The sequence below is a fragment of the Microbacterium candidum genome, from assembly GCF_030315975.1.
In the GTDB taxonomy this organism is placed as follows: Bacteria; Actinomycetota; Actinomycetes; order Actinomycetales; family Microbacteriaceae; genus Microbacterium; species Microbacterium candidum.
The window spans coordinates 1,308,581-1,328,723 of sequence record NZ_JASXSZ010000001.1 but is presented as its reverse complement, the minus strand read 5'-3'; the positions used below and the strand labels follow the sequence as shown (position 1 = coordinate 1,328,723).

Below are 20,143 nucleotides of genomic sequence, written 5' to 3'. Positions count from 1 at the left end.
GCTCAACCGGCAGGCCGAGCTGCATCACGCCGCCGACGCGTGCAGCGGGTGGTGCAGCAGATCGCGGAATGCGATCTCGGCGGCTCCCACAAGCAGTCGGTCCACGCCGAGAGAGGCCTGCCGGATCTCGAGCTCCTCGCCGTTCGCCGACATGCACTGCGCCCGGACGAGCGCGAGGAGGTCTCCGGATGCCGCGGCGAGCGTGGCGAGGAATCCGCCCAGCACGACGACCGACGGATTCAGGACGTTGACCGCGTTGGAGAGCGCGGTGGCGAGGATGCGGGACTGCCGCGCCAGCTCGGCCGCCACAGCGGGATCCGTCGACGCCGACAGGGCGGCGGCGAGGGTCGGCTCGTCGGCGCCGGGCATCGCCATCATGGCGAGCACGCGATCCCGGTTGACCTCGTCTTCGAGCACTCCGCCCGGCACACGCTGGTCGGCCGGGTCGGCGATGCCTGGCCGGTTCTGCCCGAACTCGCCGGCATAGCCGGCCGCGCCGGTGACCGGCATGCCGTGCACGATCAGCCCGCCTCCGATGCCGCTCGCGCTGTCGAGGTAGACGACGTCGTCGACACCGCGGGCGGCGCCGTACAGGTGCTCGGCGAGCGCGCCGAGGCTCGCGTCGTTGTCGACGGTGACGGCGAGCCCGGTGCGCTCTGCGACGAGATCGCGGATCGGCGCATCGCGCCAGTCGAGGTGCGGAGCCTGGCGGACGAGGCCGTCGGCGGCGCGGACGAGCCCGGGGACCGCCACGCCGATTCCGACGATCCGATGGCCGGCCAGTTCGTCCGACGCCCACTCGCGCACGCGCTCGCCGATGAGCTCGGCCGTCGCCTCGGGCCCGAGCGGGCCGGCGATCGCGATGCGTTCGCGCAGGGCCACGGACTGGTCGAGCCGCACCGCGCCGAGGGTCACGGCATCCACTTCCGTGTTCGCGGCGATCGCGACGACGCGCGGATCCACCGACGCCATCGGCGACGGCCGCCCGACGCGCTTCGTGGGCTCCGGAGCGCTCTCCTCCGCGAGTCCGCGCTCGGCGAGCTCGCCGATGAGGCTCGCGATCGTCGAGCGGTTGAGACCCGTGCGCTCCGTGAGGCTCGCCCGCGAGTGCGGCCCCTCGAGATGGAGCAGCTGCAGCACGCGACCCAGGTTCGCCTCTCGCGCACCGGGGAGCGCAGCATCCATCGTCACGAACCTCACTGTACGCACCCGTCGATATGTTGTATATTTCAACAAATACTCTTCGACGACGAACAGGACTCCCATGCCGACCCCCACACGCGACGACAAGTTCTCCTTCGGTCTCTGGACGATCGGGTACAACGGCACCGATCCGTTCGGCGGCCCCACCCGCCCACACCTCGACGTCGTGCACGCCGTCGAGAAGCTGGCCGAGCTCGGGGCGTACGGCCTGACGTTCCACGACGACGACCTGTTCGCCTTCGGGTCGACGGATGCCGAGCGCCAGGCGCAGATCGATCGCCTCAAGGCCGCCCTGGCCGACACCGGGCTCATCGTGCCGATGGTCACGACGAACCTCTTCTCCGCACCCGTCTTCAAGGATGGCGGCTTCACGTCGAACGACCGCCAGGTGCGCCGGTTCGCGCTGCGCAAGGTGCTGCGCAACCTCGATCTCGCCGCCGAGCTCGGCGCCAAGACCTTCGTCATGTGGGGCGGGCGCGAGGGGGCGGAGTACGACGCGGCGAAGGACATCCGTGCCGCGCTCGAGCGCTACCGCGAGGCCGTGAACCTCCTCGGCCAGTACGTCACCGACAAGGGCTACGACATCCGCTTCGCGATCGAGCCGAAGCCGAACGAGCCGCGCGGCGACATCCTGCTGCCGACGGTCGGGCATGCGCTCGCGTTCATCTCCTCGCTCGAGCGCCCCGAGCTCGTCGGCCTCAACCCCGAAGTCGGGCACGAGCAGATGGCGGGCCTCAACTTCGCCGCCGGCATCGCACAGGCGCTGTACCACGGCAAGCTCTTCCACATCGACCTCAACGGCCAGCGCGGCATCAAGTACGACCAGGACCTCGTCTTCGGTCACGGCGACCTGCACAACGCTTTCGCACTCGTCGACCTCCTGGAGAACGGCGGCCCCTCGACGGGCTCGGGGACCACAGGCGGCCCGGCGTACACCGGCCCGCGCCACTTCGACTACAAGCCGTCGCGCACGGAGGACGAGACCGGCGTATGGGACTCGGCTGCCGCGAACATGCGGACCTACCTGCTGCTGAAGGAGCGCGCGGCCGCCTTCCGCGCCGACCCCGAAGTGCAGGAGGCCCTGGCCGCGGCTCGCGTCGACGAGCTGCGCACCCCGACTCTCGGGTCGGGCGAGTCATACGATGACCTCCTCGCCGACCGCTCCGCGTTCGAGGACTTCGATGCGAGCGCCTACTTCGGTGCCCGGGGCTTCGGCTTCGTCCGCCTGCAGCAGCTCGCCACCGAGCACCTGATGGGTGCCCGCTGACAAACCTTCTGCGCTGACTTGCGGCGGTTGGCGGGATAGCGTGCACCGAATGCAGCCATTCGCCGCAAGTCAGCGCACAGATGAGGCGCACAGAAGAAGCGCACGGAAGAGGGAGGGAGCGCGATGACGCTCGTCGCCGGCGTCGATTCGTCGACCCAGTCCTGCAAGGTCGTGATCGTCGACGCGGAGACCGGCCGGGTCGTGCGGATCGGGCGCGCCGCCCACCCGGACGGCACCGAGGTCGACCCGGAGGCCTGGTGGGTCGCGCTGCAGAGCGCGATCGCGGATGCCGGCGGCCTCGACGACGTCGCGGCGATCTCGATCGGCGGTCAGCAGCACGGGATGGTGGTCCTCGACGCGGAGGGACGCGTCATCCGCCCCGCCCTCCTGTGGAACGACACGCGGTCGGCGGATGCGGCGGCCGACCTCGTCCGCGAGGTCGGCGCAGAGGAGTACGCCCGACGGACCGGTGTCGTCCCGGTCGCGTCGTTCACGGCGACGAAGCTGCGGTGGCTGCGGGATGCGGAGCCGGAGAACGCGGCGCGCGTCGCCGCTGTCGCGCTCCCCCACGACTGGCTCACGTGGCGTCTGCGCGGGTTCGGGCCGGCAGACCCGGACCTCGACGAGCTCGTCACGGACCGGTCGGACGCCTCGGGCACGGCGTATTGGGGGCCGGACGGCTACGACCGCGACCTGTTGGTTCGCGCGCTCGGCCATGACGCTGTCCTGCCGCGCGTGTTCGGGCCCGCCGAGTACGTCCACGACGGCGACCTCGTCATCGGCGCGGGAGCGGGCGACAACGCCGGCGCAGCACTGGGACTCGACGCAGCCCCGGGCGATGTCGTCGTGTCGCTCGGCACCTCCGGAACGGTGTTCGCGGTGACGTCGGCGCCGGTCGCCGACGCGACCGGGACCGTCGCCGGATTCGCGGATGCTGCGGGCGGATACCTGCCGCTCATCGCGACGCTCAATGCGGCGCGCGTCCTCGACGCGACGGCAGGGCTCCTCGACGTCTCGCACGACGAGCTCGGCGAGCTCGCGCGGCAGGCGCCGCCCGGCGCGGACGGCGTCGTGCTCGTGCCGTGGTTCGAGGGCGAGCGGACGCCGAATCTGCCGGACGCGCGCGCCTCCCTCTCCGGGCTCTCGCTGGCGACGACGACCCGGCCGCATCTCGCGCGGGCCGCGATCGAGGGGATGCTGTGCTCCCTCGCGCTCGGACTCGAGGCGATCCGAGCCGAAGGCGTGGAGGCGCGGCGCATCCGCCTGATCGGCGGAGCCGCACGCAACGCGGCCGTCGCCGAGATCGCGGCGCAGGTCTTCGACATCCCGGTGACCGTGCCGGCGCCGGCCGAATACGTCGCCCTCGGGGCCGCGCGCCAGGCGGCGTGGGCGCTCACGGGCTCACGGCCGGCGTGGGACGTCGAGGTCGAGGCATCCCCAACCCCGGATACGCGGCCCGAGATCCTCGCGAACTACCGTGCAGCTGCGACTGTCGCCGCTTCGCCCGCTCCTCGGGCGACCGCACCGGCCCGTTCGGCGATCTGAGCGCACTCCGACGGGCAGGCCGCCGCCATCGCGTCGAGCACTTTCGCGGAGATGGCGCGCAGGGATTCCTGCTCGCCGGCGTCGAGGACGTCGAAGAAGATCTCGCGCATGACGGTGATGCGTTCGGGCAGCGCCGCCTCGACGGTGTCACGGCCGGACTCGGTCAGAACGACCCAGGTGCCGCGCATGTCGGACTCGCATTCGCGGCGCTCGATGAGCCCGCGCGCCTCCATGCGCCGCAGCTGATGCGACAGGCGGCTCTTCTCCCAGCCGAGTGAGGCGGCGAGCTCACCGGAGCGGGCGACGCCGTCGGGCCGGTCGAGGAGCGCCGCCAGCACCTCGAAATCAGGGCCGGAGACGGATGCGCCGTTCAAGCGCGTCTCGACGGAGCCCTCGAGGCTGCGGTGCATCGTCGTGAAGGCGCGCCACACCGACCACTCGGTCTCGCTGACGGCTGGACAGTCCTCCACGCTTCACAGCATAACACGATTGGTGACATGTCAACTTATGCGCTAGCATCTGTTGATACATCATCAACTGACGCGTCAACCTCCCCAGATTGGAACCTTCGTGTCTGACCTCAACATCGGAATCATCGTCGGCAGCACCCGCCCGGGCCGCATCGGCCACTTCGTCGGCGACTGGGTGAAGGCGAACGCCGCCGCCCCGGGCGTGAACTTCGAGGTCGTCGACCTCCACGACTACAAGCTCCCCCTTCTCGAGGAGATGTTCCCGATGGGCGCGGGCAACTACGCCGGTGCCGCCGCCAACGCCTGGGCGCACAAGATCGCCGAGTTCGACGGCTACATCTTCGTCACCGGCGAGTACAACCACTCCATCCCCGCCGCGCTGAAGAACGCGCTCGACTACGTCAAGTTCGAGTGGCAGAACAAGGCAGCCGGCATCGTCTCCTACGGCTCGATGGGCGGCGTGCGCGCCGGCGAGCACCTGCGTCAGGTCCTCGGCGAGCTGTCGGTCGCCGACGTGCACCAGCACGTCATGTTCTCGATCTTCACCGACTTCACCGGCTTCGGCACCGCCGACGTCGAGTTCACCCCGGCCGAGATCCACAAGGCCGAGCTCGACGCGCAGGTCTCCGAGCTCGTCTCCTGGGCCGGCGCCCTCCGCCAGGTGCGTGAGCTCGCCGCCGATGAGCAGGTCGCGGCCTGATCGCCTCGTGACACACGGAACCCCCGGTCTTCGGACCGGGGGTTTCGTCGTTCTTCAGGACTGGCGTCGGGCGCCCGCGTCCTTGGTGCCCGCATCCCTGATGGCGGATGCGGCGACCTGCGCGCCGCTCGTCAGCAGGGCGCGCCGCCACGGAAGCGTGCCGTCGATCTCGATCTGGATCGACATCGACAGGAACGTGCGGATGAGCACGATGATGCCGAGGGTCGCGGCATCCTGCAGGGTCGGCTCCCGGAGCGTCCGGATGAGGTCGGCGGCGACGAGCACCTCGAGGCCGAGGAGGATCGCACCGCCGAGCGTCGAGCGGACGACCTGGAAGGTCTTCGCGCCTCCTTCTCGCCGGATGAGCGAGCGGACGCCGAGCACCACTGCGAAGAGGAAGCCGACGATCATCACGGCGGCGCCCACCACCTCGAACGCGACGACCGCCGCGCCGAAGATCTCGTCGATGTTCATGCGCCGATCGTAGAGCCCCGCGCCCCCGACAGCGGCGAGGACGCGTCAGAGCGACGGATAGACCTCCACCGTCGCGCCGGGCGGCAGGTCGTCGTAGAAGCGCACCGCGAACCGCGTCCGGCCGCCGGCGGGGACGCGATCGATGACGTCGTACTCGCCGCCGACGATGTTCCCATCGGCGTCGCGCACGATGGCGGAGACGAGCACCGACTCCTGATCCTGACCGAAGGACGAGACCACGGTGCCCCGGACGACAGGACCGTCGCCGTCCGCGGTCGCGGCGACGTCGGCGACCTGGAACCCTCCGGCGTCGGCGGGAAGGGCGGTCGCGTCCGATGTCGGCGGGGTGCGCACCTCGATCTTCGCGACATTCTCATCCCCGAGGTTCTCGAAGTAGCCGGCGACGCCCGACTTCCCGGGGAGCACCGTGACGTACTCGGGCGACGAGTCGAGGATCGTGCCGTCGGCGCCGACCGCCTCGACAGTGAGCTGGGTCGCGTCGTAGACCGCATCCGTGTTCGGGTTCTCCAGTTCGAACGCGTACCACCACGTGCCGTCGGAGGCCTGCCCGAACCCGGTCGCCGTGATGGCGAGCGCCTTCGCGTCCGCCACCGGCGCACCGTCGCGCAGCCCGTCCGCCGGGGCGCTCGTCTCCGTGCCTTGCGAAACCGAGCCGTCGCCGCCGAAGGTGCTCCACCCGAACATGCCGATCGAGACGACGGTCATGACGATGGAGACGATCCAGCCGACGACCGACACGACGATGGCCGCGATGCTGAGCCCCGTGCCGCCGTGCTTCTTCGAGATGAGCGCGATCAGACCGATGATGAAGCCGGCGAGGAGGAGGACGCCGGAGAAGAGGGTCGCGACGGGGACGAAGGCGACCACGGCGCCGACGACGGCGAGGACGAAGGCGATGATCGCCAGCGTCTTCGGACGCGTGTCGGGTCCGGGCGACACCCCGTAGCCGGGAGGCGCGGGATACAGCGGCTGGCCCGGGTACTGCGGCGGCAGGCCCGGGTACTGCCCTGGCTGTGCGACGGGCGGGGCGCCGTACGCCTGCTGGCCGACGGGCGGGGCGCCGTACGCCTGCTGGCCGACGGGCGGGGCGCCGTACGCGGGCGCCGTGCCCGGCGCCAGAGGCAGCGCGCCGTAGGGGACGGTCGGCGCCGTCTGGTCCGCGGTCACGCTCGGCTGCGGCCCGGCCTGCCCCGGCGGCACCCATGCTCCGGGCTGCTGGGCGGCGCCCTCCGACGGAGCCGGAGCGTACGGGGAGGTCGGCTGCTCGGGCGCGCCCATCGGCGGCTGCGGCGGCTCGGTGGGCGGCTGCTGGTCTGACAAGGATCCTCCTCGGCGGGCACGTCTGAATGAATCCTAGGAGAGAGGTACGACCAGGCTGAATGGCGGCGGCCGCACGGGCCGCCGCCATCCATCGCCTACGTGGTCAGGATCGCTCGGACGCTCGCCTCGGGCGAGAGGTCGAGCCGGCGCAGCAGCTGCGCGTTGAGCGCGACGACGATGGTCGACAGCGACATCAGGATGGCACCCACCGACATCGGCAGGACGAATCCGATCGGGGCGAGGACGCCCGCCGCGAGGGGCACCGAGATGAGGTTGTATCCGGCCGCCCACCACAGGTTCTGCGCCATCTTGCGGTAGCTCGCGCGCGACAGCTCGATGACGGAGAGGACCGAGCGCGGGTCCGAGCTCGCCAGGATGACGCCCGCGGATGCGATCGCGACATCCGTCCCCGCGCCGATCGCGATGCCGACGTCGGCCTGCGCGAGTGCAGGAGCATCGTTCACGCCGTCGCCGACCATCGCGACCTTCCGCCCCTCGGCCTGCAGCTCGGCGACCTTCGCCGACTTGTCCTCGGGGCGCACGCCCGCGAACACCCGGTCGATGCCGAGGTCCGTCGCGACCGCGTGGGCGACGGCATCCGCATCCCCCGTGATCATGACGACCTGGATGCCGAGGGCGTGCAGCGCGTCGACGGCTTCCCGCGACTCGGGCCGCACCTCGTCGGCCAGCGCCAGCCCGCCCATCACGACGCCGTCACGCACGACGTGGAGGATGATCGATCCGTCCGCTCGCCAGGCGGCCGCCGCATCCACCTCTTCGCCGCCGATGTCCTCGAGCAGGCGCGGGCCGCCGACGCGCACGTCACGTCCGTCGACGAGCGCCCGCACCCCCACCGCCGGCGACGACGTGAAGTCGGTCGCCCGGGGGATGTCGAGCCCGCGCTCGCCCGCGGCGCGCACGATGGCCTTCGCGAGGGGGTGCTCGCTGTCCGCTTCGGCGGCAGCAGCCAGGGCGAGCAGCTGATCCTCGGTCGTGGTCGACTCGATCGCGACGACCGTCGGCTCGCCCTTCGTCAGCGTGCCGGTCTTGTCGAACAGGACCGTGTCGACCGTGCGCATGCTCTCGAGCGCCAGGCGGTCCTTGACGAGGACGCCGCCGCGGGCAGCGCGTTCGGTCGCGATCGAGACGACGAGCGGAATGGCGAGACCCAGCGCATGGGGGCACGCGATGACGAGGACGGTGATCGTGCGGACGACCGCGTCGTCCGGCAGGCCGATGGCGGTCCACACCACCGCCGTGATCGCCGCAGCGCCGAGCGCGAACCAGAACAGCCAGGCGGCGGCGCGGTCCGCGAGCAGCTGTGCCCGCGACGTCGAGTTCTGCGCTTCGGCGACGAGCCGACGGATGCCGGCGAGCGTCGTGTCGTCTCCGGTCGCGGTGACCTCGACGCGCAGGCCCGAGTCGGTCGCGACGGTCCCCGCGGTGACGGCGTCGCCGATCGCGCGATCGACCGTGCGCGACTCTCCCGTGACCATCGACTCGTCCATGGCGGCGCGGCCGTCGACGATGCGCCCGTCGGCGGGCACGCTACCGCCGGGCCGGACCACCACGACGTCGCCGACCCGGAGGTCGGCCGGGCTCACCGTCTCGGTGCCGTGGGCGGTGACGCGCTCCGCCTCGTCGGGCAGGAGGGCCGCGAGCGAGTCGAGCGCCGACGTCGTCTGCACGAGCGAGCGCATCTCGAGCCAGTGGCCGAGCAGCATGATCACGATGAGGAGCGCCAGCTCCCACCAGAAGTCCAGCTCGTGGTCGAGGATGCCGAGGCTCGCGCCCCACGATGCGACGAAGGCGACGGTGATCGCGAGCCCGATGAGGAGCATCATGCCGGGCTTGCGGGCCTTGATCTCCTGCACCGCACCGGTCAGGAACGGCCAGCCGCCCCACACGTACATGACGGTGCCGAGGATCGGCGGGATGACGGCCGCCCACGCCGGCACGTCGTATCCGACGATCATCGCGAACATCGAGGAGAACGCGACGACGGGGACGGCGAGGATCAGGTTGATCCAGAAGAGCCGGCGGAAGGATGCCACGTGGTCGGCGCCGTGACCGGCGTGTCCGCCGTGGTTCATGTCGTGGCCGGCGTGGGCACCATTGTTCATGTCGTGGCCGGCGTGGCTCGCGTCGTGGTTCATGTCGTGTCCGGCGTGGCTCGCGTCGTGGTCGGAGTGGGCGCCGTGGTCGGAGTGGGCGCCGTGATCCATCCCGTGGCCCGCGTGGGCGCCGTGGTCCATCCCGTCGCTCGCGTGGACGCTGTGATCCATGTCGTGGCCGACGTGCGCCGCGTGGTCGTGCGCTGCAGTGGCGCCGTGCATGTGCGCCGCGTGGTCGTGCCCTGCGTGGGGGTCGGTCATCGCGATCTCCTCAGCCTGCGTATCCCTGTTCACACAGGCTAGAGCAAGATACCCCCCTGGGGTATTCCCGGTGATCTCGACGCGGGTCCGCCCGACCTTATGAAACCGGTAAGAATCACGAAAAGATAACACGATCCCCTTCCCTCCGTTACCGCTTCGTTATATAGTTCAAGAACGGTAGTTGTTTTGCTGTGGCAGCTACCGACATGTGATTGCAGGACACTCTTGGTGCAAGGGACAAGGGCCGGTCGGGAGCCTCTCCGACTGGCCCTTTCTCATGCCCGGCGCCGTACGGATGGCGAGAGATCGCACGGATGGCGAGAGGTTCGGGCCGGTTCCGCTCGCCAAGCGTGAGATGTCTCGCCATCCGTGCACGCACGGCCGAGAGCGGTGCCCGGCCCGTGTCGGCGGCCGCCGCTAACGTGACCCGGGTGACGGACAAGACCGACTTCACCAAGGCGCTCGACAGCTACCGGGCGAAGCGCGGAGAGTTCCGCATCCTCGAGGTCCCGGAGCGGCGGTACCTCATGATCGACGGGCACGGCGATCCGAACACGTCGCCCGCGTACGCCGACGCTCTCGCCGCGCTGTACCCCGTCGCGTACGCGCTGAAGTTCGCGAGCCGACGGGAGCTCGAACGCGACTACGTCGTCCCGCCGCTCGAGGGCCTGTGGCACGCCGACGACATGGACTCTTTCACGACCGCCCGCGACAAGTCGAAGTGGGATTGGACGATGATGATCCTCGTCCCGGACTGGATCGATGATCTCCGCGTCGACGCAGCGATCGGCCAGGTCGCGGCACCGGCACGAGGCAAGACCCCGCCGGCAAGGCTCGGCGACATCCGGCTCGCGTCGCTCGCAGAAGGGCTGTGCATCCAGACGCTGCACGTCGGCTCGTTCGACGACGAAGCCCCCGTGCTCGAGCACCTGCACCATGTGCTCATCCCCGAGCAGGGCCTGCGGATGACGGGCATCCACCACGAGATCTACCTGAGCGACGCGCGAAGGGTCGCTCCCGAGAAGATGCGCACCATCCTGCGCCAGCCGGTGGCGCCGGCCGGGTGACGGGAGGTCACGCCGGAGGCGGGCGTCAGACCCGGGAGCGGACGAACGCCTCCTGCCCGACCCACTGGTACGCCTGGCCGCCCTCGTGATTGTTGTAGCGGTACACCGACATCTCGCGCGGACCGGCGTACCGGTTGAACGCCGCGTACACCGTGGACGGAGGGCACGTCTCATCCATCAGCGCGACCGAGAACAGCGCCGGCACGCTCGCCCGGCGCGCGAAGTTCGCGCCGTCGAAATACGACAGCGTGTCGAACACGCGCTCCTCGGCACCGCGGTGCACGGCGAGATAGCGCACGATCTCCTCGTAGGGATACCGATCGGTGAGTCCGACGGCACGCTCGAAGTGACAGAGGAACGGGACGTCCGGCATCACGGCGACGAGTCCGTCGCACAGCGCGCCCGCGGCGAGCGTGATGCCGCCGCCCTGGCTTCCGCCCGTGACGGCGACGCGAGCAGGGTCGACCTGCGGCAGCGTGCGCACCGCATCCACCGCTCGCACCGCGTCGGTGAACACCCGGCGATAGTAGTAGTCGTCGGGGCTCTCGATGCCGCGCGTCATGAAGCCCGGGGTCGACGGACCGGTGCCGTGCGGATCGGGCGTGTGCCCGCCCATCCCCCATCCGGAACCCTGCCCTCGCGTGTCCATGAACAGGTAGGCGTACCCCGCGGCCGGCCACTGCAGGCGCTCCGACGGAAGTCCGCGCCCGCCTCCGTACCCGTTGAACTCGACGACCGTCGGGAGCGGCTCCGTCGCGCCCGCGGGCGCGAGGAACCACGCCTTGATCGGATCCCCCGCGAAACCGGGGAACGTGACGTCGAACACGTCGAACGCCGACAGCGGTGACGACGTCCGCTCCACGACGACATCGCCGTCGATCGCACGCGCTGCGGCTATCGTCGTCTCCCAGAACGCGTCGAAGTCCGCCGGCTCGCGGACGTCGGGACGGTAGGACTCGAGTTCGGGCAGCGTCAGATCAAGCCAAGGCACGCGTTCACGTTACCGATGATTCGATAGTTTCGGCCACTACCATCGAAACATGTCAGATGTTCCGCGCGTCACCCTCGCCGAGATCGCGACCGAGGCGGGCGTCTCGCTCGCCACGATCTCGAAGGTGCTGAACGGCCGGACGGATGTCGCGCCCGCCACACGCTCCCGCGTCGAGGAGCACCTCGCGCGCCACGGCTACCAGCGCCGCGGCGGCAAGCGGCGCGGCGACTTCATCGAGCTCGTCTTCCACGAGCTCGAGAGCAGCTGGTCGATGGAGGTCATCGAGGGCGTCGAGAGCGTCGCGCAGCAGGCGGGACTCTCGGTCGTGCTGACGGTGAGCGGCAGCCGGCACTCCCCCGCGGCCGACTGGATCGACGCCGTGCTGCGGCGCCGCCCGACCGGGGTCGTGCTCGTCTTCAGCGAGCTGCCGCCGCCGTGGCGCGACAAGCTCGCGTCTCGCGGCATCCCCTTCGCGATCGTCGACCCGGCCGGCGACCCGTCGCCGGAGGTCCCGAGCGTCGGCTCGGCGAACTGGGCGGGCGGCGTCGTCGCGACCCGCCACCTCATCGAACTCGGACACAGGCGCATCGCCGCGATCACCGGCCCCGAGGACATGATGTGCTCGCTCGCCCGCGTCGACGGGTATCGCAGTGCGATGAACACCGCGGGGCTCGAGGTCGACCCGGCATGGGTCCGCTTCGGCGATTTCCACACGACGGGCGGCGAGGCCCGCGCGGCCGAACTGCTGCGTCTGGACAACGCGCCGACCGCGATCTTCGCGGGCAGCGACCTCCAGGCGGTCGGCGCGATCGCCGCCGCTCGTGCGGTGGGGATGTCGGTTCCGGACGACCTCTCGATCGTCGGCTACGACGACATCGCCCTCGCGCGGTGGATGAGCCCGCAGCTGACCACGGTGCACCAGCCGCTGCGACGCATGGGCGAGGAGGCGACACGCCTCGTGCTGCGCATGGCAGACGGCGGCGAGCCCGACACCCTCCGGATGGATCTCGCGACCCACCTCGTGGTGCGGGGCTCGACCGCCGCGCCGCGCGCGTAGTCCGGGGCCGTCCGCCGCTCGCCGACTTGCGGCGAACGGCGGTTATCGCGGCCTTCACAGTCACCATTTGCCGCAAGTCGAGGGATGCCACGGGCCTGGGCCGGGGCCGGGGCCGGGGCCGGGGCCGGGGCGGGGCCGGGGGCCGGGACGGAGGCCGAGAACCTAGCCGGCCAGCTGACCCACCGGCACCGCGACCCGCACCTCCGGTTCCAGCGCACGGTCGTGCCCGACGACCCGGACCGGTCCGTCGAGGGTCACGTGGACCGACGACGCGAGGTCGGCGCTCGACCGGCCGGCGGAGAGGACGAGCGCACCCGGCTCGACGATGCGGCGCAGGTCGCGTCCGGTGAAGGATGCCAGGTCCGCCGGCACGTGGAACTCCACCGTCGCCGACTCCCCCGCCGCGAGCGCGACGCGGGCGTACCCGATGAGGCGCTGCACGGGTCGGACGATCGAGGCGACGGGATCATGCAGGTAGAGCTGCACGATCTCGGAGCCCCCGCGCACACCGACGTTCGTCACCGTGAGCGACAGGTCGAACGCGCCGTCCGTCGCGGCATATGACGAGGCCGCTACCAGCGGCGACCAGTCGAACGACGTGTAGGACAGTCCGTGCCCGAACGCGAAGGCCGCGGTCGGGTCGATGTTCGAGACATCCGTCGCCCGAGCGAGCGGCGGGGCGAGATACGTAGCGGGCTGTGCGCCGGTGCCCGACGGGATGCTGACCGGCAGGCGTCCGCTCGGGTTCACGCGGCCGGACAGCACTCCCGCCACCACTGTCGCCCCCTCCTCGCCGGCGAAGAACGCCGCCACGATCGCCGACGCCTCACTCGCGCCGCGGCCGAGGGCGTACGGGCGACCGGCGAGCAGCACGACGGATACCGGGGTGCCGGCATCCAGCAACGCGTCCAGCAGCTCCTGCTGCGCGCCCGGCAGGGCGAGGGACTCCGCATCGCATCCTTCCCCGCTCGTCCCGCGTCCGAACAGGCCGGCGCGGTCGCCGAGGGCCAGGACGACGACGTCAGACTGGGAGGCGAGCGTGACCGCCGCGGCGATCCCCTCGGTCTCTCCGCCGTCGACACTCGTGCCGCGCGCGTGCCGCACGGAGGCTTCGGGGAACTCCTCTCTCACCGCCTCGAGCAGCGTCGGGATGCGGATGCCGAGGGCGACCCCGGGATGCTGCGACACGACGTGCGTCGGGAACGAGTAGCAGCCGAGCATCGCGTACGGGTCGTCCGCATTCGGCCCGATCACGGCGATCCGCAGGGGTGCGGATCGCCGTGAGGCCGAGAGTGGCAGCATCCCGTCGTTCCGGAGGAGGACGACAGCCTCCTCCGCGAGGCGCGCCGCGAACTCCCGGTTCCCCGCCGGATCGAGATCGACGGCACCCCGCAGAGCGGTGGGATCGGACAGGTCGAGGCCCACGAGCGCGGACGGCATGGCCGACCACGAGGGGTCGAGCAGCCCGAGCTCCTCCTTCTGACGCAGGACGCGGAGCAGGGCCGTGTCGATCAGGGCGACGTCCACGGCACCCTCCTCGACGGCCCGCTGCAGCGGCTCGCCGAACGTCTTCACCGTCGGCAGCTCGACGTCGATGCCGGCGTGCAGGGCCGCGCCCGCGGCATCCGCCCACGTGTCGGCGACACCGTGGAGGAGCTTCAGGAACGCGACCGCGAAGTAGTCGGCGACGACGGTGCCCTCGAACCCCCAGGTGTCTCGGAGAAGCGAAGTGAGCAGCGACCGGTCGGCCGCCGACGGCACCCCGTCGAGGTCGGTGTACGCGTTCATGACGCTGCGCGCACCGCCGTCCCGCAGCGCCATCTCGAACGGCGGGAGCAGCACATCGGCGACCTCGCGCGGCCCGATCGACACGGGAGCGAGGTTGCGTCCCGCGCGCGAGGCCGAGTAGCCGACGAAGTGCTTGAGGGTCGCGACGATGCCCGACGACTCCAGCCCGCGCACGTACGCCGTGGCGACCGTGGCGACGAGGTGCGGGTCCTCCCCGATCGTCTCCTCGACACGACCCCAGCGCGCGTCCCGCACGACGTCCAGCACGGGCGCGAGACCCTGATGGACGCCGACCGACCGCATGTCGGCGCCGATGCGCGCGGCCATCTCCTCGACGAGCGCGGGGTCGAACGACGCGCCCCACGACAGCGGCACCGGGTACGCGGTGGCCCCCCACGCGGCGAAGCCGGCGAGGCACTCCTCGTGCGCGACAGCGGGGATGCCGAAGCGGGACGCCGTGCGGATCCGTTCCTGCGTCCGTGCGAGGGATAGCGCTCCGAGCGCCGCATCCACCGGTCGGGTGCCGAACGGGCGGGTCAGCTGACCGAGCCCCGACGGCAGCAGCGCGTCCAGGTCGATCTCGTCGTCCATCTCGTGCTGGTGGGGCGCCACATCCCCGCCGCTCTCGGATGCGCCGACCCACACGCCGTACAGCTGGGCGATCTTCTCCTCGAGCGTCATCTCCGCGATGAGCTCGTCCGCGCGCGTCATCCCTTCACCGCCCCGGTGAGACCGCCGACGATGCGGCGCTGCGCGAGCGTGAAGAACGCGATCGCCGGGAGCATCGCGAGCGACGTGAACGCGAGGACGGATGCCGTGTCCTGCGAGTACTGCGTCGAGAACTGCTGCACGCCGAGCGGCAGCGTGTACGCACTCGGATCGTTGAGCGTCAGCAGCGGGAGCAGGTAGGCGTTCCAGCTGCCGATGAACGCGAGCACGCCCACGGTCACGAGGCCCGGGCCCGACAAGGGCAGCATGATCCGCCAGAAGAAGCCGATGCGACCCGTTCCGTCGATGGCGGCGGCATCCTCGAGCTCGCCCGGGATCGCCCGGAGGAACGGCACGAGGATGATGATCGTCGTCGGCAGCGCGAAGGCGATCTGCGGGATGAAGACGCCGGCGAGCGAGCCCAGCAGTCCGATGTCCTTGAGCATCAGGTACAGCGGCAGGATCGCGACGGTCAGCGGGAACAGGAGGCCCGCCGTGAACATCGAGTACAGCGCGTTCCGCCCGCGGAAGTCGTACCGCGCGATCGCGAACGCCGCCATGACGCCGAGGAGGACGACGCCGACGGTCGTGGCGAGCGCGATCAGCGTGCTGTTGACCACCTGCTGCCAGAACGCCGGCGCGGTGAGCACGTTCGCGTAGTTCGTGAGGACCCACGGATCGGGCCAGCCGGCCGGATCGGCGTTGAGGGCCGCGGTCGTGCGGAATCCGCCGATCCAGATGTAGGCGACGGGCGCGATGGTGATCCCCGCGATGACGAGCGCGAGCAGGTAGACGAAGGGCTGGCCCCAGTCGAACCTCCGGCCCGCCGGAGCCGAGTCGACGCCCGGTGCGAGGAGGGTCTGCGTGGCCATCTCAGGACACCCCCGAGGTCAGGGCGCCCTGAAGATCGCGGCGCAGGACGAAGCGCTGATACACCAGCGCGAAGATGAGCGAGACGATGAAGATGATGACGGCGACCGCGCTGCCGAAGCCGAGCTGGTTGCGCTGGAAGCCGTATTGCACCATGTAAGTCGCCATCGTCGCAGTGGCGCCCGCGGGGCCGCCGCCGGTGGTCACCCAGACCATGTCGAACAGCTGCAGCGAGCCGATGATCGACAGGAACGCCCAGATGCGGATCGTGGGTCCGAGCAGCGGGACGGTGATGTGCCGCTGGATCTGCCACCAGTTCGCGCCGTCGAGCTGCGCCGCCTCCATGAGCTCGTCGGGCACGCCCTGGAGCCCCGCGAGGAACAGGATGACGGCGAAGCCGATGTACTTCCACGTGAGGATCCAGAACATCGTCCACATCACGACGTTCTCGTCCGCGAGCCACAGCTTCGTCAGGTGCTCGAGCCCGATCGCCTGGAGGAACGCGTCGAACGGGCCGTCGGGCTGCAGCAGCAGCTTCCACGTCAGGCCCGCGATCACCTCGCTGAGGACGTACGGGATGAAGATGATGATCCGCAGCAGCGTGCGCCCCCGCATCCTCCGGTTGAGCAGGAGCGCGAGCACCAGCGCGATGGGCCCCTGGATGATCAGGGACATGAAGACGATGAAGAGGTTGTGGCCGATCGCGCCGATGAAGACGGGATCGGTGAGCGCCCGCACGTAGTTGGCGGGGAAGTTGACGTCTTCGAGCGGCCCGTAGCCGTTCCACTTGAAGAAGCTGTAGACCGCGGCCAGCACCACGGGGACGAGGACGAACCCGATGTACACCACGGTCGCGGGACCGGCGAAGAGCGCGATCTCGAGGCGGGTGCGGGTCCTGGCGGATCTTCTGCGTCGAGCGGGGGCCGGGCCCGCGGCGTGCGCGGACCCGACCTCTGCTGCTCGTGTCTCGGTGATGGTCATCTTTCCCGACTACTCCGTCGCCGCGGCATCCTTCATGCCCTTGACGATGTCCTCGGGCGTGCCCTTGCCGGCGAACAGGTTGACGATGCCGTCGTTCATCGCTCCGCCGACGGTCGTGCCGTACGCCGTGTCGAGCCACAGTTGGACGTACGAGGCGTCCTGCTTGCCCTTCAGGACGGCCTGCAGGTTCGGGTCGGCAACGGCGGATGCCGCTTCCTTGACGGTCGGGATGCCGGCGCCGCTCTCGGCGAACCGCTTCTGGACGTCCGGGCTGAGGATGTACTTCAGCAGCTCGACGCACTCCTTCGGCGCGTTCTTCGCGCACGCGAAGCCGTCACCGCCGCCGAGAGCCGCAGTCGGGTCGCCTGCCGCACCCGTGATGCCCGGGAAGTTGAACCAGCCCATCCAGGACGGCACCTTCTTGTCGGCGGTGAGCCCGCCGACGACGCCCGGCTCCCAGTGGCCCATGAGCTCCATGGCCGCTTTGCCGTTGGCCAGCAGGCCCGCCGAGCTGCCGGCGCCCTGCTGGGCCGGGGTGGCGAGGAAGCCCTCATTGAAGGGGTTCGTCGTGATGAAGGTCTGCAGATCCTGACCGGCCTTGACGAAGCACTGGTCGTCGAACACGTGCTTCGACTGCGCCTTCTTCAGGGTCTCGGGCGAGCAGTCCTTGAGGGCGAAGTTGTACCACCAGTGCGCAGCGGGCCACTTGTCGCCGGCACCGACCGCGATCGGCGTGATGTTCGCGGCCTTGAGCTTCGCGATGTCGGCATTGAGCTCGTCGAAGGTCTTCGGGGTGTCGGTGATGCCGGCCTTCGCGAAGAGGTCCTTGTTGTACCAGAAGCCCTCGATGCCGTACGAGAAGGGGAGTCCGTAGGTCTTGCCGTCGATCTGCCAGCCGCTCGCGGTGGGGCCGATCGAGGCGAGCTCGTCCTTCACGTCTGCGGAGATGTCCTTGACGTAGCCGGCCGCGACCTGGTCCTTGAGCTCGCCGCCGCCCCACGCCTGGAACAGGTCGGGCGGGTTGTTCGACCGCAGCGCGTTGGGGATGAGCGTCTTCTGCAGGTCCTCGTTCTGGTAGCCGGTGACCTTGACCGTGACGTTCGGGTGGGCCTTCTCGAACTCCTTCGCCACGTCGGCCCACAGGCCCTTCAGCGGATCCTGGTTGCCGTTGTGCCACCACGTGAGGGTGACCTTGCCGTCGGACGAGCCGCTGCTCGAGCTGCCGGAGCAGCCGGCGAGGGCGCCGGCAGCGACGCCGACGGCCAGCAGCCCCGCAGCGACGCGAGTGATGCCGCGTCTGTTCATCTTCGAACCTCTCGAAAGTTTCGACTGCAATGTCGAAAGTGATCTGGACGTTCTCAGACTAAGCGGCCTTGCATTCGTGGTCAAGCACAACAAATAACGATCCGGTCGCGCCCGGACCGCCGACCGGGCGGAGGATGCGGGTCAGACCCCGCCGCCTCCCCCACCGCCACCGCCGCCGCCCGCGGAGCCGCCGCCACTCGATCCGCCGGACGTGGAGGACGAGGATGCCGCCGCCGCGGACAACGCGCCCAGCTGCGAGGAGAACGACGACGCGTCGAACCCGTGCGTACCGACGTACCAGTACGGCCCCGTCGCGCCGGTCGTCGTGTACAGGACGGCGAGCTGCTTCGCCCACTGCCTCTCCTGACCGAACAGGACCGCGTAGGGCAGGAGCTTCTCGTAGAGCTCCAGCATCTGGCGCGGGTCGTTCACGTCGACGGGGACCCGCTCCGCGCCGCGTGGCGACTGCAGCATCCGGATGCGGTCCGCCTCCGCCCACTCGATGAAGACCTTGAGCCCGCGCAAGTGGTCGCGCGCCTCGGCGCCCGCCCCCGTCAAAGGCTTCCGGGCGATGAGGACGCCTGTCACGACGGTCGCCAGAACCGCGACGATCATCGAGAGGATCGGGACGAGCGGAGCCACCCCGGCGCCGATGGCGATGAACCCGAGGAGGAACACGAGCACCGTGGCCGCGAGCGCGAGGAGCATCGGCACCGCCCGCACGCGCCGAGGCACCGCCTTGCGGAACCCGCGGGCGGTGAGCTGATCGGCCGCCCACGATGCCACGGCCTTCGCCGCCGAGGCGAACCGCGAGTCCTGCTTGCCGAACACGTAGGTGTCGCCGTCGCGGAACATCGCGTCCAGCAGCATGCGCCCGTCCTCGTCGGCGCGGGCGGCATCCACCAGCTCGGCCTGCAGCCGCACCTTGCCGAACAGGCCGTGCTCGGCCTCGACGATCCGGATGCTCCCCGCCACCGCCTGCTCGAGGATCTCCGCCGGCACGACCTTCGTCGACAGCTGCAGGAGCGCGGCGCTGAGCGCAGCGTCGAAGCCCGCGGGCGGGCCGCACTCGGCGATGATCGTCGGGCGTCCCGGATCGTCGCGCAGCCGGCGGCTGCGCGCGACGATCGCGATGACGAGGGCGGCGAGCGCGCCGAGGCCGGCCACGAGCTGACCCCACCCCCAGCCCGACGCGAGAGGAGAGGAGTCGAACGGCACGAACGTCCCCTTCGCGAAGCCGATCGCGATCGTCATCGTCTGGTAGGGCGGCACGTCCGAGATCGCCGCGGACGCCGTGGCGCCGTTCGAGGTCTTGTCGACGACGATGTCGCACTGCTGCGTCGACCCCTGCGCGCCGTGATAGCACGATTGCTGACCGTTGAGGGCGGCCGCGAGCGCGGCATCCATGTGCACCGTCGCGCTCACGCGCCCGAACGGCTGCGGCCACACGAGGCCGTTGACGTTCCAGTAGAACTCGTCGTCGCCGGTGTCCGCGAAGAACCACGTGACGTTGCGCATCGTGTACGTGAAGACGTACGTCTGCGGCCCGTGCACGAACTGGTCGCTGCGCGATGTCATCGTGTACCAGCCGTCCGAGGAGTCCGTCTCCGACTCGCGCGGATTCCCCGACCCATCGGTGATCGACACGAGCGTCGGGAACGTGGGCTGCCCGTTGTAGGACTCGGGGACGATCCGTCGCATCCCGTGGTTCTGGTCCGTCTGGGGGAAGTCGGCCACGAAGGTCTCGACGACCGTCAGTGTGCTGGTCCCATCCGCCGCCCGGCCGAGCGTGTATTGCACGTCCATGCTCGCGAACGTGAAGTCGTCGACGCCCGCCGTGACGATCCCGGGTGCGGCGGCCGACGTGCGCATCGCGACCGGCGCCGCCTGCGCGGCAGCCGGAACGGAGAGCAGGAGAAGGGATGCCGCGACCCCTGCGATCGCGACGAGCCGCCGTAGACGATGCATGGGACCACCCTATGAAACGGCCGGGTACAGTGA

At 70.3% G+C, this 20,143-nt stretch carries 16 protein-coding genes; 5 read left to right on the top strand and 11 right to left on the bottom strand.

The window, feature by feature from the left end:
* Positions 1–24: 24 nt before the first annotated feature.
* On the bottom strand, positions 25–1,185 hold the full coding sequence (locus QSV35_RS06135) for an ROK family protein (RefSeq protein ID WP_286287828.1): 1,161 nt from the start codon (positions 1,183–1,185) through the stop codon (positions 25–27).
* A 79-nt stretch (positions 1,186–1,264) separates the two neighbouring features.
* Between QSV35_RS06135 and xylA the strand changes: the two genes are divergently transcribed.
* Together xylA and xylB are read left to right on the top strand one after the other, a co-directional pair.
* Complete coding sequence (gene xylA, locus QSV35_RS06130; RefSeq protein WP_286287726.1) at positions 1,265–2,470, top strand: xylose isomerase; 1,206 nt, start codon at positions 1,265–1,267, stop codon at positions 2,468–2,470.
* Positions 2,471–2,593: 123 nt separating this feature from the next.
* Positions 2,594–4,015, top strand: a complete 1,422-nt coding sequence (xylB, locus tag QSV35_RS06125; protein WP_286287724.1) for a xylulokinase — start codon at positions 2,594–2,596, stop codon at positions 4,013–4,015.
* On the opposite strand, the gene QSV35_RS06120 is transcribed toward xylB, so the two are convergent.
* On the bottom strand, positions 3,943–4,485 hold the full coding sequence (locus tag QSV35_RS06120; RefSeq protein WP_286287722.1) for a MarR family winged helix-turn-helix transcriptional regulator: 543 nt from the start codon (positions 4,483–4,485) through the stop codon (positions 3,943–3,945). The two genes, xylB and QSV35_RS06120, sit on opposite strands and share 73 nt — an antisense overlap.
* 100 nt (positions 4,486–4,585) lie before the next feature.
* On the opposite strand from QSV35_RS06120, the gene QSV35_RS06115 reads away from it, so the two are divergent.
* The gene (locus QSV35_RS06115; protein WP_286287708.1) at positions 4,586–5,185 is read left to right on the top strand and encodes an NADPH-dependent FMN reductase; all 600 of its coding nucleotides are present in this window, start codon (positions 4,586–4,588) and stop codon (positions 5,183–5,185) included.
* 54 nt (positions 5,186–5,239) lie between these two features.
* Here QSV35_RS06115 and QSV35_RS06110 read toward each other — a convergent pair whose 3' ends face one another.
* The 3 genes from QSV35_RS06110 to QSV35_RS06100 all read right to left on the bottom strand — a co-directional run bounded on the left by QSV35_RS06110 (position 5,240) and on the right by QSV35_RS06100 (position 9,375).
* A complete protein-coding gene (locus QSV35_RS06110) occupies positions 5,240–5,659 on the bottom strand; it encodes a DUF1622 domain-containing protein (protein WP_286287706.1) in 420 nt (139 codons plus the stop codon).
* 45 nt (positions 5,660–5,704) lie between these two features.
* Positions 5,705–7,000 carry a hypothetical protein gene (locus QSV35_RS06105; protein WP_286287704.1) on the bottom strand — a complete coding sequence of 432 codons (1,296 nt, stop codon included), beginning with the start codon at positions 6,998–7,000 and terminating at the stop codon, positions 5,705–5,707.
* Between the two features lie 95 nt (positions 7,001–7,095).
* Entirely contained in the window at positions 7,096–9,375 is a 2,280-nt protein-coding gene (locus QSV35_RS06100) for a heavy metal translocating P-type ATPase (RefSeq protein WP_419956815.1), read from the bottom strand.
* 431 nt (positions 9,376–9,806) lie between these two features.
* Here QSV35_RS06100 and QSV35_RS06095 point away from each other — a divergent pair, with 431 nt between their 5' ends.
* A complete protein-coding gene (locus QSV35_RS06095) occupies positions 9,807–10,442 on the top strand; it encodes a GyrI-like domain-containing protein (RefSeq protein WP_286287702.1) in 636 nt (211 codons plus the stop codon).
* Positions 10,443–10,467: 25 nt separating this feature from the next.
* Here the strand turns inward: QSV35_RS06095 and QSV35_RS06090 are convergent, their stop codons facing one another.
* Positions 10,468–11,433 carry an acetylxylan esterase gene (locus tag QSV35_RS06090; RefSeq protein WP_286287700.1) on the bottom strand — a complete coding sequence of 322 codons (966 nt, stop codon included), beginning with the start codon at positions 11,431–11,433 and terminating at the stop codon, positions 10,468–10,470.
* A 49-nt stretch (positions 11,434–11,482) separates the two neighbouring features.
* On the opposite strand from QSV35_RS06090, the gene QSV35_RS06085 reads away from it, so the two are divergent.
* Positions 11,483–12,490: a LacI family DNA-binding transcriptional regulator gene (locus QSV35_RS06085; protein WP_286287698.1), complete on the top strand. Its 1,008-nt coding sequence runs from the start codon at positions 11,483–11,485 to the stop codon at positions 12,488–12,490.
* Between the two features lie 162 nt (positions 12,491–12,652).
* Here the strand turns inward: QSV35_RS06085 and QSV35_RS06080 are convergent, their stop codons facing one another.
* From QSV35_RS06080 to QSV35_RS06060, 5 genes are all read right to left on the bottom strand, one after another.
* Positions 12,653–14,989 carry a beta-xylosidase/alpha-l-arabinosidase gene (locus tag QSV35_RS06080; protein ID WP_286287696.1) on the bottom strand — a complete coding sequence of 779 codons (2,337 nt, stop codon included), beginning with the start codon at positions 14,987–14,989 and terminating at the stop codon, positions 12,653–12,655.
* Entirely contained in the window at positions 14,986–15,858 is an 873-nt protein-coding gene (locus tag QSV35_RS06075; RefSeq protein ID WP_286287695.1) for a carbohydrate ABC transporter permease, read from the bottom strand. Before QSV35_RS06075 ends, QSV35_RS06080 begins: the two co-directional genes overlap by 4 nt.
* A 1-nt stretch (position 15,859) precedes the next feature.
* Positions 15,860–16,837: a carbohydrate ABC transporter permease gene (locus tag QSV35_RS06070; RefSeq protein ID WP_286287693.1), complete on the bottom strand. Its 978-nt coding sequence runs from the start codon at positions 16,835–16,837 to the stop codon at positions 15,860–15,862.
* A 9-nt stretch (positions 16,838–16,846) separates the two neighbouring features.
* Positions 16,847–18,142, bottom strand: a complete 1,296-nt coding sequence (locus QSV35_RS06065) for an extracellular solute-binding protein (protein WP_286287691.1) — start codon at positions 18,140–18,142, stop codon at positions 16,847–16,849.
* 141 nt (positions 18,143–18,283) lie between these two features.
* Positions 18,284–20,110 (bottom strand): DUF2207 domain-containing protein, encoded by a 1,827-nt coding sequence (locus QSV35_RS06060; RefSeq protein ID WP_286287689.1) that lies wholly within the window; start codon positions 20,108–20,110, stop codon positions 18,284–18,286.
* Positions 20,111–20,143 lie beyond the last annotated feature (33 nt).